We start from the raw sequence: 14,754 nt of genomic DNA, 5'->3' as shown, positions 1-14,754 counted from the left end.
TTCTGTGACAAATCTTTTAGGTGAATCAGGTTTTTAATGTGGGGGAAGTCAGTGCCTCCGGGCTGGTGAAAATGGGCCGGGACGCGGTGGGCGAGCGCTCGGAGCCAAAATGCGGTCTCCGAGCTTACTTTGAGCCGCTGTGGACCACGTCTCAAAGATAACAATTCCCTAAGCGGTTAACATTGGCTTAAATCACAATTAAGTCGTTTGTGTAATGGAAAAGCGGGTCAACATACTTTGGCTACCAGCGTTTAAATTTCAGTATTAGTGACTAAGTATGCATTTAGCTGATGGCTGATTTTGAGTAAAAGACTAGCAGTCAGCCCCGTCTAAATGACTTTTAAAGAAAGGCAATACCTGGTCCGGGATGGGCCACGATAACTTGGTCGGCGCCAAATTGGGCGGCCAAGCGCGTCGTGACGGCGGGCAGGTCGGCCTCTTGGCAGAAGACCTTCACGTTGGGGCCAGCGTCCAGTGTGTAGTAGCAGGACACGCCGCTAGCACGCAGGTCACGGACCGTTTGCATGGCAGCCAGGCTTTCGCCGTTAAAGTAGCTGAACGGTGGATTGGCGCTCAACGTGAGGGCGTGCATCCGCATGGCGTTGGCCTCCAGGATCTCACCGGTCGTGGTGAAGTCCTGGGCCAAGATGGCGGGCTTAATGGCTGCTAGGTCATCGGCCACCACCGTTTTCCAGGCGGGATAATAGGGCGACGTGGTCACGCTACTTTGCATCCCCTGGGTCGAGCTGACTTTCTTATGGCGCGGGTCCAAAACCAGGGCGACCATGGCAATCGGCCAGTCGACCTGTTCTTGAAACGGCACGGCTAATGAGGTCGCGTCGTCGATGCCAGCTTGCCACTCCACGAAGCCACCAAAGATGGACCGGGTCGCAGAACCAGAGCCGCGCCGAGCCAACCGGGACAGGTCCGTGCGTGATAAATTAAGACCTGCCGAACGACTAGCTGCGCCGGCCAAGGCCGCAAAGGCGGAGGCGGAGGAAGCTAAACCGGCCGCGGTCGGCACGTGATTGGTCGAGCTGACCCGCGCAAACCGCGTCTCATCGCTTTGCTGGCGAACCAGGTCCAACACGTGGCGGACCTTCTGGCTGGCCGTGGGGGTCAGTCGTTGGCCATTTAACACCACTTCGTCAGCAGTGAGGTCGCTCACAAAGTTGACCGTCGTGTCCGTATAGAATTGGTCCAGCGTTAGCGATAGACTGCTGGTTTGCGGCAGCATCAGCTTGGTGTCGGCCTTGCCCCAGTATTTGACCAGGGCAATGTTGGTGTGCGCTCTTGCGGTGACCGCTGTCATTGGTGTTCCTCCTCAAGGTTAAAAGCCTCCGTCCACGTTTGCGTGGCGCCGGTAGCTCGTAGGTGATCTTCAACTTGGTGGGTCGTGGCTAAATCAGGGCAGAGGGCGATCAAACAGCCGCCCATACCGCCACCGGTCAATTTTGCCCCTAAGGCGCCGTTTTGGCAAGCCACCTGGGTCAAATTGTCTAGCTCGGGTGAACTGACGCCTAGCCCCTTTAATTGCTGTTGCGCGTCCGTCATGATCTGACCAAGCTGCATTAAATCGGGGGTTGCCAGGGCGGTGCGGGCCTGGTGGCTGAGCTCGCCGAGGCGTTGAATCTGTTGCGTGGTCTCCTGGGGGAAGGCCATCTTTCGCCGGGCAACTGCGGCCACGGCCTGCCCCGTTTGGCCCTTGATGCCGCTGTCGGCGATGACTAAGTAGCCACGCAGGGTAAAGGGAATCTGTAACGTTTCCTGGCGGGGGACGAACCAGATGGGCACGTCGGAGCTGACGGTGGCGGCGTCAATACCGCTGGGATTGCCGTGTGTAATTTTTTCAGCGATGTCAACCGTGCTCAGTAACAGTTCGCGGTTGAGGGGGCGCTGGAAGAAGCGGTACATGGCGCGCGTGATGGCCACGGCCACGGCAGCGGAGGACCCCATCCCCCGTTCGGCGGGGAGGTCACTGGTGATGGCCATGGTAAACGGAGTCGTTTGACCGTCGAACCGGTCTAATAACGTCGTGATCAAGGCCGCCACGCCCGCTAAATTTTGTCCCATTTGAGCGATGGGCCCGTCAAAGTAACGACTGGTAATGGTCTGGCCGTTGTCGGCATGACGCATGATCACCTGAGTCGTGACTGAGGGCAGGGGTAACGCAATGGCCGGCTGGCCGTACACCACGCTATGGTCCCCAATGAGAATAATTTTGGCATTACTTTTACCGATTGCCGTTCTACCCAAGTTATCTCGCTCACTTTCTGCATCGAATTTACTTACCAAAAAATATCATACTCTACTGATTGGCGTTGCGCTAGCTTTGGCAGTCAAAATCCGGAAATCGACGAAAAATTAACCCTTTCTATAGAAAGTTTGCCTGCTAATCCAGTTACTCTAAAATTGGTCATTGCTAATGCCTCCGGAATGGACCATGGTGGACAGGACACCGACGTCCTGAGAGGCAACAAGTTATCGCGTTAATTTCCATTGGGTCATGTTGAATTCACCCCAAACGTTTTGTCCAGTTACGAAGTAGGAACTAGATAGACTGACAGCAGTCATTGACCACAAGTTTTGCAATGTTTACTGGGGATGGGAAAAATGAACGATCCATGTAGAGTGACCAGAGGTGGGCCAAGATGCCCAACTGTGTCGATGGTTTTAGCTGAGTGGCTTTTTTCAGCTAGAGCATGGGGCTTGAACCTTTTATCTGCTATGTCGAATACAATCTAACCGTTTTGTTCAGTTAGAAAATAGAAACCCGATAGACTGACAGTAGCCAGTGGGAAAATTTGCGTAATGTTTATCGCAGATGGTTAGCCTCCGGGGATGGGAAAAATGAACGATCCATGTAAAGTGACCAGAGGTGGGCCAAGTCGCCCAGCTGTGTCGATGGTCTTAGCTGAGTGGTTTTCTCAGCTTAGAGCATGGGGCGACCTTTGAGACTGTGAATTTCAGGCTGGAACCGACCCCACAGCAGGGCGTCTTGAGCCCACCGGCGGGAACGGACTGCCACCAACTCAGTGCCTTTCATTTTTCACGCCCCCGGAGGCGCCAGAACCATCAAAGTAAACATTCTAAGGAAATTTAGCCAATGGCGCAGTCAGTCGTGGCGCTGGCGGCGTAAGTGGTGTATCATAGTGCCAGTTATTATCGCAAATTGTGCAGAAATTGGTGAGCATATATGGATAAAGACACGGTTTACGCGGTGGTTGATATTGAGACGACCGGAACCAGTGTGACAGATGGCGACCGCATTATCCAGATTGGGTGCGTCTTCGTCCAGCATAATCAAATTATTAATCACTTTGAGACGGACGTGAATCCGCTCAGAGAGATTCCCCAGGCCATTACGCGCTTGACGGGAATCACGAATCGCCGGGTTCGACACGCGCCGCTGTTTGACGACGTGGCCGGGACCCTTTACAGTCTGTTGACGAATACGGTCTTTGTGGCCCACAACGTCAATTTTGATTTACCCTTTATTAACGCGGAATTCAGTCGCGTCGGCTATCCAGAGCTGACGATTGAAGCGTTGGACACGGTGTCGTTGAGTCAAATTCTCTTGCCCACGGCCGCTAGTTTTCGGTTACGGGATTTGAGTGGCTTGTTTAACATTGAACACGACAATCCACATTCCGCGGACAGTGATGCCAGTGCTACGGCGGAGCTCTTCATTTTCCTGTTCCGCCGGTTGCGGGCACTGCCGCAGGTGACGCTGCAACGCATGATTGATCTGCATCCGGAACTACCGCTACAAACGGCGGCTCTTTTTGACGTGGCGCGGGGACTGAATGAACAACAGCCGCGCAAGTTGCCGGATTATCTCTACGTGAAAAACGGCTTGGCCCTGCGCAAACCGGGGAGTGATGCCCCAACCACGCTGGCCGAACCTAGCAAGTATCCGAAGACTAAGAAGCAAAAGCAAAAGCTGATGCCGGACAACCTGGAATGGCGGCCGGAACAAGCTAAGATGATGAATTACATTTATAACAACTATGCCGAGGGTGACCGCCACCCCGTCAAGCAGATGATTGTTGAGGCGCCGACCGGTATCGGGAAGAGTCTCGGCTATATGCTGCCGATGGCCTATCTGGGTCAAACGGGACGGCCCGTGGTCATCAGTACGGCCACGACGTTGCTACAAGAGCAGTTGCTTGATCAAACGCTGCCGCTCCTGAAGTCCATCGTGCCGTTCCCCGTGAACGCGGTGTTGGTCAAGGGCAGTCGACACTACCTGGACCTCCAGCGCTTCGCCACCACGTTAAAGGTGGCCGAAATTTCCAAGCAGACTCAGCTATTGAAGTTGCGCCTGCTGGTGTGGTTGACCATGACCACGACCGGGGACCTAGACGAACTGCATTTGGCCACGTACCGGGCACCTTACTTTCAGGAAATTATTCACGAGGGGTCGGTCACAGCTGACAACCCATTTTACGAGGACGATTTCTTACGGCGCCGGGATCAACGTATGGAACAGGCGCAGTTTGTCATCGTCAATCACGCTTACTTGAGTGAGCACGCGCTTGACTTGGGCGAGCGCCTGCACCGGCCGTACTTGGTGGTCGATGAGGCCCAACATCTGCCGGACAGCACGCTGAAACAGCGGCGGACCCAGGTGAAGTTTGCCCAATTGATTAACGAACTGCACCATGTCGACCGCGATATTAGTCGCGAGACCGGTCCCAGCCTCCTCGATTTATTTGCCGGGGATGCCGAGGCCGTGGGCACGCTCCACGGTATTTTGACCGCGAGTGAGACCCTAGAAACGGCGCTGAATGAGTTAGTCAACCACCTGTTCTTACGGTTCTTGGCGGCTAAACGCCCCAACAATCACAATCAAATTATTGAAGAACTGATTCCGGCCGCGGACCTGGCCAATGAATTGGCTAAGGGGTCGGCCATGGCCACCGCCACCACGGCGACCGACGATCTGTTAGCAGCCCTAAATGACCTGCGCCACCGCTTCGACCAACAGAGCGAGCGGTTTGCGGCGTCCGAACGCTACTTGTTCGAGCAGGTCGATACCCGGATTCATTTATTTGACGACCAAATGAGTCGGCTGTTGATGATTCTGCGTCAGGTGGTCGAGCAGGCACCAGCCAGTCTCTTCTGGCTGACCATCAACCACGTTGGCGACCGCAACAGTCTCCAACTGGCGAGTGGCCTGCTAGCCACGGAAGGCTTCCTGCGCAATCATTTATACGCCGGCTTCCAGCCAGTCCTGCTGACCGGGGGGACGTTGTTCTCCTCCGGCCGGTCTCAGTATGTCCTCGACCAATTTGACCTGGACCGCGAGCAAACGGTGACACACCGGATGCGTTCCAGCTTTGACTACGCGAACCAGGCAGAACTCTTTATCAGCGATGCCGGCCCGAACCTGAGTCGCATTGCGCCGGCCGATTACGTGACCTATCTGACGGCGGCCATTAGCCAGCTAGCAGGGGCGGTGGATAAGCAGACGTTGGTGCTGTTCAACTCGCTCAGCGTAATCGAACAGGTCTACCAACAACTCTGTGCCCAGCCAGAATTTGCCAAGCGGGAAATCTTTGCGCAGGGTATCAGCGGCAGTCGTGAACGGATTGCCAAACGGTTCGCTACCAGTCATGGTGCCATTCTCCTGGGGGCGGCCAGCTTCTGGGAAGGCATCGACTTGCCGGCGGAACAACTGGAACTATTGATTGTGACACGTTTGCCATTTGACTCGCCCGACCGGGTCTTCGTCAAGGCGAACTACGCGCGGCTTGAGGCGGCGGGGAAGAACCCGTTCTACAGTGCCGCCCTGCCAGCAGCGACGTTGAAGTTGCGCCAAGGAATTGGTCGGCTGATTCGGACGCCGCATGACCGTGGGGCCGTGGTCATTTTGGATCAACGGTTGCTCGAGAAACATTACGGGCAAAGTATTTTACGGGCGTTACCGGCCGAACTGCCGCAGACGACGGGGGATGCCAGCGCCATTGCGCAAGGTTTAGTTAATTTTTTCGAAAATAAGCCGGACAATCCCGTGACGCCACCCGAAGTTTGATATAATTGAAAAAGATTGAAATTAGACAAGGGAGACCGATGGAAAATTGATGAGACAACAGTATCAACGACGCCAGCGACCCCATCATTGGGTATTGCTGAGCATTCTGCTCGTGATTCTGGTTATTCTGATTACGGGGGCTTATATGGTGAACAAGGCCACCAAGCCGCTGAGTCAGAACCAGGCTTACGCGGAATCTGTCGCTAAAAAATCCGGTCATTTGACCAGTACCAGCCAGTTTTACTGGACGAACCTGGACACCACGTACTACACGGTTGCCGGCAAGAACAAGGCCAACCAGGACGTGTACGCTATCGTGCCGAAAACCGGTAAGGACGTGACGGTGCTTAAGAAGAGTGCCGGCCTTTCACGGAACACGGTGCTTCAGCAGGTCTGGAACAAGAACCCTAAGAAGGTCTTGTCCGCAGCGATGTGTGTCTTTAACGGCAAGCCAGCCTGGCAGGTCAGCTATTTAAATAAGAGTGGTAAATTGTGCTACATCACCTTCCAGTATTCCAATGGGAAGGTGCTCCAACAGATTTCAAATATTTAAGTTTGTGGTGAGGAGTGTGCGTGGATGCAATTAGCAAATCGAGCGCAGGCGGTTCAGCCGTCCGCAACCTTGAAGACCGGCCAGCGAGCCCAAGAGCTTCGCGACGCCGGGGTCGATGTGATCAATTTAAGCGTGGGTCAGCCAGACTTTCCGACGCCCCAGGCCATTAAGGACGCGACCATCACGGCCATTCAGGCCAATCAGGTGGACGGTTACACGGCGACGGCGGGGGTCTTGCCCCTGCGTCAAGCGGTGGCCGACCATTTGTTAGCGACCCAACACGTCACGGTGACGGCCGACCAAGTCGTCATCACGACGGGGGCCAAGATGGCGCTGTATGCTCTCTTTCAAGTCCTGTTGAACCCCGGGGACGACGTTCTGTTGCCAGCCCCTTACTGGGTCAGCTACAGCGAACAGGTCAAATTGGCCGGTGGTCACCCGATTGAGGTAGCCCCGACGGCCAGTCTGAAGGTCACCCCGGCACAGTTAGAAGCCGCCGTGACACCGGCCACCAAGGCCATCGTGTTAAATTCACCACAAAACCCCAGCGGCCTGGTCTACACCAAGGCTGAACTACAGGCAATCGGTGACTGGGCGGTGGCCCACGACCTGATCATTGTGGCCGATGAAATTTATGGCGATCTGATCTACGCGGGGCCTAACCCGTCACCGTCCATGCTGACGCTGGGTGCAGATGTGGCCGCTCACACTGTGCTGGTCAACGGGGTCTCCAAGACCTACGCCATGACCGGTTGGCGGATCGGCTATGCCGTCGGTCCAACCTGGATCATCGACGCATTGAAGACGGTGTTGTCCCACATGACGGGCAACGCGGCCGCCGTGAGCCAAGCCGCTGCGCTGGCCGCCTTAACGGGAGACCAAACGCCGGTTGCCAGGATGCGCGCCGCCTTCCAGGAACGGTTAGACACGATTTATCCGTTGCTGACGGCCATTCCCGGGTTCAAATTGGACCACAAGCCGCAGGGGGCCTTTTACCTGTTCCCCGACGTGAGTGAGGCCGTGCAGCTAAAGGGCTTGGCCTCGACCGATGCCTTGGTCGCCGCTATCCTGGACCAGGCGCACGTGGCCTTGGTGACCGGGAAGGCGTTTGGCCTGCCGAGTCACGTTCGCTTGAGCTACGCCACGGACCTGCAGTCGTTAGAAACGGCGATGGCCCGCCTCAAAGACTTTATGACGAACTAATTTGACTTAAACTGACGATCGAACCGCAACTGCGGGGTTCGGTCGTTTTGATTCTAACTTTCAGGAGGCTTTCGACATGGATGAATTTATCCAACGTTACGTGCAGGCGGGTCAGACCAGTGTGGCCAACTACCTGCTCGATCACTTTCGTGAGGTGGGGATGACCACGGATCAACTCCTGGTCTTCCTCCAGCTGCGGCGTTACATGGACCAGGGCACTAAGCTGCCGGACGCCGATGAGATGGCGGCCCATTTAGGCTGGGATAAGCAAAAGGTCTACCAATTGCTACACGAAATGATCAGTCACAAATTGATGACGATTACGACCGTGACTGGCGCCGACGGCCAGAAGCAGGACGCCTACGACTTTCGGTTGTTAACGGAAAAACTGAGTCAGTTAGCGGCTCAGACCACCCAGCAGGCGGCTAAAGCGCCCGTTAGCAATGACCGCTCCGCCGTGTTCAATCAGATTGAAACGGAATTTGGCCGGCCGCTATCGCCCCTGGAAATGGAAAGCATTACCCAGTGGTTGGACCAGGACCACTACCGCCCAGAGCTGATTCAGCTCGCCTTGAAGGAAGCTGTTTTGAGTCAGGCCTACAGTCTGAAATACATGGATCGTATCCTATTGAGCTGGGAACGCAAGAACCTGAAGACGGCCGCTCAGGTCCAACGCGAAAAGGAACGGCAGGAGCCCCGGCACACGGCCAAGCCAACGACCAATGGTCAGCCGGACGGGGGGATCCCCGATGTCCCAATCTTTAAGCTAACGGATAATTAAATGGTTCGAGTGCGCTAATGGGCCCCATTGCTTGGGGACTCCGAAGCAAGGTTAAAATAGATTCTATATCTCACTAAAGTTCTTACCCAGTAATCTGATTAGGTTGCTGGGTAAGGTTTTTTACAGCTAATGTAAGGGTAATTAATCATCAGGTGATTTTTCCTGTGTTTCTCTAACAAATTGTTCAAATTGGTGGTATTTTACAGCATAGGTCATCTGAACATATCTTGTGTTATCGGTACTTGAATTATAAGGAGATCTTAGTATGTTCAAGTCAGTTAAGTTTTGGATTCTGGTTTTGTTTGCTTTCAAACTTAATGATGCTTTTACAGAACCGGCGTTTCAATCTGATTGGTTTTTCAATCTCTTGATTGGAAGCCTGGCGCTCCTGGCACTGATCCGGACAATTATGGTCTACAAAAACCCACCGGTTAAGTCTTTGAAGTGACGGACTAAAGATTGACAATGACGTGAAAGAAGAGAGTTTAGACTCGCCCGCAATTGGGCTGGTCTAAACTTTTTTCTTTTGGCACTTGCTATGAAACGCGTTCCACACGGTAAGCTAGAATCAGTTAGAAAAATTAGAGGAGTGGACGACGTGATCAAACAAATTTTTTCAGATATGGACGGGACACTATTAACCAGCACGGGTGAACTGAGTACGGGCACGATTGCGGCGGTGCGGACCAGCCCCGTCCCGGTCACCCTGGTCTCGGCCCGGGCCCCACTGGAAATGGCCACGGCGATTCAACAGTTGGGACTGACGGCCCCACAGATTGCGTTTAACGGGGGTCTGATCTTTGACCCGGTGACCGGAGCGGCTTTGGTCCAGCATGCTTTGCCAGTGGCAGCCAGCGTGCAGTTGCTCAGACTGATTGAACGGGCGTTTCCAACGGTTAGCGTCAGTGTTTACGACCAAACGACCTGGTATACGCAGCGGGTGGACACGGGGATTTTACACGAGCAATCGCTGACGCATCAGAGCCCGGTGATTGTACGTCAGTCATTGGCCGAACTCGCGCAGAGCCGGCAGCTGATGAAAATTATGTTGATTGTCAGCGCACCAGCGGTTAGGCTAGAGTTAGCGCAGCAATTAACGGCACTAGGCTTGCCCGTCAATATTCAGCAGTCCGGCGAGTCCTACCTAGAAATCACCAGTCGGCGGGCCTTGAAGTCACAAGGCGTGGCTTATTTGTTAGCCCAGCGGCAACTCGCCGCTACAGAAGCTGCGGCGTTTGGGGACGGTCACAACGACCTACCCATGCTCCAAGCGGTGGGGACGCCCGTCGTGATGGGGAACGCCACGGCCGAGATTCAGGGGGTCGGACGCTACGTGACCACGACCAACGATGAGGATGGCGTCGTGTACGGGATGCGGCATTATCTGAAACTAACGGATTAACTCGGACAGAAGGGAGCAATGACCATGGCAAATATTCGGGACATCGCCCGGCTGGCCGGGTATTCACCTGCGACGGTCTCACGGACCCTCAATCACAGCGGGTATGTGTCAGCGACCGCTGCGGCCAAGATTCAAGCGGTCATTGCGCAGCTAGACTACGTGCCCAACGACATTGCCCGGGACCTGAGTCAGGGACGTACGGCCAACGTTGGTGTGGTAGTGCCCCATCTGAATGCACCATTCTTCACGGAAATTGTGAATGGTATCTCCAGTGCGGCGTTTGCGGCCGACTATAACGTGGTCCTGCTGCAATCCAAGTACGATGCAGCCCTAGAACGGACCTACCTGACACAACTGCACCGCAAGGCCTTTGATGCCTTGATCTTCACGTCGCGGGCAATTCCCTTGACGGAATTGGTGGCGGCCCAGCAATACGGCGCCGTGGTCTGTTGCGAAAATCCGGGAACCAAGCCCTTGGCGGCGGCCTACTCCCAGCGTGAAACTGCCTATCTACAGGCGTTTCGTTGGTTGAAGGGGCAGGGTTACCAGCACATTGCTCTGACGCTGAGTCGTGACGCCACCTTGAGTGCTACAAGTCGAGCGACTCTGGCGACCTTTAAACGGGTCTTTGGTTGCGCTCCCGCCGTTGTTGAGACGGACGTGACCACCTATCAGGACGGCTACCGCGTCGCTACTGATCTGGCAAAAAACACCGACTTGGATTATATTTTTAGTAATGGGGATGACATTGCCACCGGCATTCGGCAGGGGTACCTGGATCAGCACCGAACAGCGCCAGCCTTGATGGGTCAGGAGAATCAGGTGTCGGGCCAACTTCTGGGCCTGCCCACAATCGATCATCATTTTCGCCAAATCGGGGCCGCGGCCTTTGACCTGGCGGCAACCGGGCGAGTAGCCAGCGTGCCCGTAACGGCCGACCTGTTGCTGCGCCGTTAAATAAATGGGACTTAAAAAGCGCCTCACCGAAAAAATTCGGTGGGGCGCTTCGTGTTAACGGAGGCTATTTGTTATCGTCAGTGGTCTTGGCCGTTGAGGGACTCTTCTCAGTGGTCGTTGCCGAAGAGGATTCGGTTGAAGTGGTTCCCGTATCATCCCCGTCGTCGTTACCATTGCCACCAGGCGTCTGTTCCGTGCTCGATGATTCCTTGCTGGTGCTGGATTCCGTCGTGGAAGAACTGGTCTGCGTGGTATTGTTGTTGGTCGTGACTTGACTGTTGTTGCTGTAAGCCGATGAGCTCGTCGTGTTGGTTGAGCCATATTGGCTGGTAGCCGTGGTGTCCGCAACCGTCCCGGCGTGACCTGCAATGTAGTATTCTTTACTCCCGTTTTGCGTCGTCTCGGTCACGGTACTTGGCGCCGTCCAGTCGGAATTGGTCGACTTGCTGGCCAGGTAGGACATTTCATACTTGTAAATTTCCTGGGCAATGGTGGTCTGCGTTTCACTCACGTAGTGGCCGGTCTGGAATTGCTTGTCGTATCCGGTCCAAACGGAGATGGCGTAGTTCTTGGTGTAACCCGTGAACCAGGAGTCCATGGTTGCGCCGTCAGGCACCTTGTCCGCGTAATCATCAGGGTAGGAGTCAGTCCCAGTCTTCCCGGCCTGATACAGCCCGGAAATGGCCGCTGAACGCCCGGACCCATTTTCATTGGTCATGACGCCCTTCATCATATCCGTCAACATGAATGCCGTGGCGGCGGACATGGCCCGTTTAGGTTTGGCGGAATACTTGTGGGCCTTCCCATCCTGCGTGACGACCTTGGAAACCAGGTACGGCTTGTAGTAGTTCCCACCGTTCGCGAAGGCAGCGTAGGCCGCAGCTTCTTGTTCGGAGGAAATGTACAACCCAATCCCATTTTGCAGGGTCAGGGTCTTATCAAAGTCCATCCCTAAGCCACTCAGGAAAGAGGTGGCCCGCTTGATGCCGACGTTTTGCAGCGTCCGGACAGCGGGGATGTTCCGTGATTCAACCAAGGCCTTACGCATGGTAATGGTTCCTTGGTACTTGCGATCCCAGTCGTAAAGGTTCCGCGTCGTTCCTGGGTAGGTGAAGGCGGTATCCTTCACGGGTTCGTAGGTTGGGTAGTAGAGGTGCTCGATGGCGGGGCCGTAGTCCATCAGTGGCTTAGCCGTTGAAGCGCTGGACCGGTCCTTTTGAACGGCCCGGTTCAGGCCAAACGTGACGTTCCCGGTCTTCCGGCCACCAATCATGGCGACGACCTTCCCGTTGTTCGGGTTGACGATCGTGGAACCCACTTGGAACTTGTCGGAAGGGAAGGCCACGTAGGCCGTGCCGTTGACGATGTTGTACAGTTGCTTTTGGGCGCCCATGTCCAGGTTGGTGTAAACTTTCAACCCACCGGTCGTGGTGTTGTAGCCCTTAGACTTCAGTTCGGCGTAAACCTGCTTGAGGTAGGCGTCGATGACCTTGGTCGTCTTGGCACTGGTACTGGTCGACTTGCTGTGGGACTTGACCAAGCCAGTGGTAATGCTGGTCGCTTCGGCTTGTTGTGCCTGAGCAGAGGTGATGGCGTTGTTCTTGGCCATGGCCTCCAGCACCAGATCCCGCCGTTTCTTGGCTAAGGCCGGGTACGTGGTGGGGTCGTAATTAGTTGGGGACTGAGGCATGCCGGCTAGGAGGGCTAATTGGGCGAGATCCAAGCCCTTTAGCGTCTTACCGTAGTAGTACTGGGCGGCCGTCTGCATTCCGTAGACCCCGTTCCCCATGTAAACCTTGTTGATGTAGTATTCGAGAATTTGGTCTTTGGAGTAGTCGTGGTCGACCTTGAGGGCTAACCAGGCTTCCTGGGCCTTACGTTTCAACGTTCGGTCGGAAGCGGCGGTGGAGAAGACGGATAGCTTGACCAGTTGTTGCGTCAAGGTACTGCCCCCTTGCATCCCCAGGGAAGACCCACTGACGTTGGCGAAGGCGGCCCCGAGGATCCGGATAGGGTCGACCCCGTTGTTCTTGTAGAAACGCCGGTCTTCGGTGGAAACGACGGCATTCTTCAAGGTGTCAGGGATGTTCTTGGTCTTCACGTAGTTCCGGTTTTGAGCGCCCAGCCGCGAAATCACGGTACCATTGGCGTCGTAGACTCGCGTTGAGGTATCACTGGACAGGGCACCCTCGGAAATCTTGGGCGCGCTCTGCGCATAGAAGAAGAACAGGCCAGCGCCGGCCAGAATGGCAAAAACGCCAATGGCAACGATGACGAAGAGAATTCGGCGGAAGGTCCGCCAGCCAGTATGCGGCTTCTTGGGACCGCTTGGCTTACGCTCGGCGTTACGACTCATACGCGTCTGTCGAGGGGTATTGTTACTAGACATGGTAATCTCCTTTGTGTTTAAACGTGTTCAGCTCGGATGAAACGATTAGAGAAGCTGATCCACGGCTTTGAGATAGGGAATGGGCAGTTGGAGCTCGGCGGTAATCTGAATCCCGTTCGCCGCAATTTCTGCGTAGGGGATGGACTTACGGCCGCCCTTTAACTGTGCGTCCCAGAAATCATACAGGTCGGTCCCACGGTACAAGTAAACCTCATGGCGGGTGACAAATTTAATAATAGCAAAACAGATGCCGCCTTGAGCGGTACAAGCCCGCATGTGATCGATCTGATGTTGATGAAAGTTTTTCAAGGGAAACGACGACTGATTGCGCGTTTCCTTGGCGTCAAAGTCCAGGTAGTGGCCCTGGTAGACTCCGTTGTAGTCGGTCGTGGAGGCCGTACTGAAGTAGGCTTCCTTGATGACGGCCGCGCTACGCTTGGGGTAATCGACCTTGACGATTTTGATGGGCGTAGGCTTCTTATGAACGACGGCAACCCCGGTTGTTTCATAGTAGGTATTGCTTTCGTTAAGTTCCTCTTCCAGCGTCATACCCCGCTTACCGTAGTTGGTGTAGGTGCTGGGGAACTTGGGCCCCGTCTTTGCTGCTGGTGCCTGGTAGGCATTCCCATTGGGATACCGAATAGTCATTGACTCCTCACCCTCCTTGCCTTGCAACTACCCATTCGCAGTTGACTTTTAAATTGTGTTGTCCTTCGCCTCCGGGCTGGTGAAAATGAGCCGCGTCGCATCCGTTCCCGGCGGTGCGCTCAAGGTCCCCGGCTATGGGGCCGGTTCCAGCCTGAAAGGCGGGCTTTCACCTCAACTTTGAGCCTGAGAAGCGGTCTCAAAGGTTGTCCCGTGCACTAACCTGAGAAGTTCACTCAGCTAAGAGCACCGACACAGCCGGGAACCTTGGCGCGCCTCTGGTCACTCCCACAACGGGCACATTTTCACCAGCTCTGCGGCTGACATTGTGTTGGGCGTCAGCTGCGTGGGTAGGTAACGACTAAGCCGGTGCTTTGTGTTTTGTTATGACATAGTAGGTTAGCCAGCACATGAAGGCCTGCGTGACATTTTTAAGCAACTGGTCGAATGGGATTGTGGCCCAGTTATTGATATTATACCAAGCTGACCCAGAAATAAAAACTCTAACTGGTCTATAAATGGTTAAAACGGCCGAACTTAAACGGAACTTAAGTGAATGCTTACGGGGTGGACTGATTTAGGTGGGGGATTTGGTTAGGCTAGGGATTGTAGAAATGTTGTTTGTGGTGAGTGCAGACATTGTTTTTCTTTGGCTTTCTTGGTGAGTTGATGAAGAGTGTTGGGTTGTTGGCTAGCACAAACGCGTTTGATAAGCATCTACGACTCGAAGTAATCTTCTATAGATGTAAGTTATGTGGCCTTTGGGGAAATCGTCGTAAGAAAAATT

The 14,754-nt window shown here is 54.6% G+C and carries 10 protein-coding genes; 6 read left to right on the top strand and 4 right to left on the bottom strand.

Features of this window, described 5'->3' with window-relative positions:
* Positions 1-340: 340 nt before the first annotated feature.
* Positions 341-1,312, bottom strand: a complete 972-nt coding sequence (gene mvaD / locus JUF22_RS07210) for a diphosphomevalonate decarboxylase (RefSeq protein ID WP_203645050.1) — start codon at positions 1,310-1,312, stop codon at positions 341-343.
* Positions 1,309-2,256, bottom strand: coding sequence for a mevalonate kinase (gene mvk, locus JUF22_RS07205; RefSeq protein ID WP_203645048.1), 948 nt, complete (start codon positions 2,254-2,256; stop codon positions 1,309-1,311). Before mvk ends, mvaD begins: the two co-directional genes overlap by 4 nt.
* 940 nt (positions 2,257-3,196) lie before the next feature.
* Here mvk and JUF22_RS07200 point away from each other — a divergent pair.
* The 6 genes from JUF22_RS07200 (at position 3,197) to JUF22_RS07175 (ending at position 10,933) form a co-directional block, all read left to right on the top strand.
* A complete protein-coding gene (locus JUF22_RS07200) occupies positions 3,197-6,037 on the top strand; it encodes a helicase C-terminal domain-containing protein (protein WP_203645039.1) in 2,841 nt (946 codons plus the stop codon).
* Positions 6,038-6,086: 49 nt separating this feature from the next.
* Entirely contained in the window at positions 6,087-6,590 is a 504-nt protein-coding gene (locus JUF22_RS07195) for a cell wall elongation regulator TseB-like domain-containing protein (protein WP_203638342.1), read from the top strand.
* 24 nt (positions 6,591-6,614) lie between these two features.
* On the top strand, positions 6,615-7,793 hold the full coding sequence (locus JUF22_RS07190) for a pyridoxal phosphate-dependent aminotransferase (protein ID WP_203645032.1): 1,179 nt from the start codon (positions 6,615-6,617) through the stop codon (positions 7,791-7,793).
* Between the two features lie 76 nt (positions 7,794-7,869).
* Positions 7,870-8,574, top strand: coding sequence for a DnaD domain-containing protein (locus JUF22_RS07185; protein ID WP_203645030.1), 705 nt, complete (start codon positions 7,870-7,872; stop codon positions 8,572-8,574).
* Between the two features lie 598 nt (positions 8,575-9,172).
* A complete protein-coding gene (locus JUF22_RS07180; protein WP_203645023.1) occupies positions 9,173-9,976 on the top strand; it encodes a Cof-type HAD-IIB family hydrolase in 804 nt (267 codons plus the stop codon).
* Between the two features lie 24 nt (positions 9,977-10,000).
* The gene (locus JUF22_RS07175; protein ID WP_203645021.1) at positions 10,001-10,933 is read left to right on the top strand and encodes a LacI family DNA-binding transcriptional regulator; all 933 of its coding nucleotides are present in this window, start codon (positions 10,001-10,003) and stop codon (positions 10,931-10,933) included.
* 64 nt (positions 10,934-10,997) lie between these two features.
* On the opposite strand, the gene JUF22_RS07170 is transcribed toward JUF22_RS07175, so the two are convergent.
* Entirely contained in the window at positions 10,998-13,322 is a 2,325-nt protein-coding gene (locus tag JUF22_RS07170; RefSeq protein WP_203645019.1) for a transglycosylase domain-containing protein, read from the bottom strand.
* Positions 13,323-13,367: 45 nt separating this feature from the next.
* Positions 13,368-13,970, bottom strand: a complete 603-nt coding sequence (gene recU / locus JUF22_RS07165) for a Holliday junction resolvase RecU (RefSeq protein WP_125762473.1) — start codon at positions 13,968-13,970, stop codon at positions 13,368-13,370.
* Positions 13,971-14,754 lie beyond the last annotated feature (784 nt).

It is taken from the genome of Levilactobacillus lanxiensis, from assembly GCF_016861655.1.
GTDB lineage: Bacteria > Bacillota > Bacilli > Lactobacillales > Lactobacillaceae > Levilactobacillus > Levilactobacillus lanxiensis.
Note: the sequence above shows the minus strand (reverse complement) of the source record. Positions and strands in the feature narration are given on the sequence as shown.

Coding starts and splice junctions, on each gene's coding strand:
- mvaD (WP_203645050.1), bottom strand. CDS start 1,312: ATGACAGCGGTCACCGCAAGAGCGCACACCAACATTGCCCTGGTCAAA.
- JUF22_RS07200 (WP_203645039.1), top strand. CDS start 3,197: ATGGATAAAGACACGGTTTACGCGGTGGTTGATATTGAGACGACCGGA.
- JUF22_RS07195 (WP_203638342.1), top strand. CDS start 6,087: ATGAGACAACAGTATCAACGACGCCAGCGACCCCATCATTGGGTATTG.
- JUF22_RS07190 (WP_203645032.1), top strand. CDS start 6,615: ATGCAATTAGCAAATCGAGCGCAGGCGGTTCAGCCGTCCGCAACCTTG.
- JUF22_RS07185 (WP_203645030.1), top strand. CDS start 7,870: ATGGATGAATTTATCCAACGTTACGTGCAGGCGGGTCAGACCAGTGTG.
- JUF22_RS07175 (WP_203645021.1), top strand. CDS start 10,001: ATGGCAAATATTCGGGACATCGCCCGGCTGGCCGGGTATTCACCTGCG.
- JUF22_RS07170 (WP_203645019.1), bottom strand. CDS start 13,322: ATGTCTAGTAACAATACCCCTCGACAGACGCGTATGAGTCGTAACGCC.
- recU (WP_125762473.1), bottom strand. CDS start 13,970: ATGACTATTCGGTATCCCAATGGGAATGCCTACCAGGCACCAGCAGCA.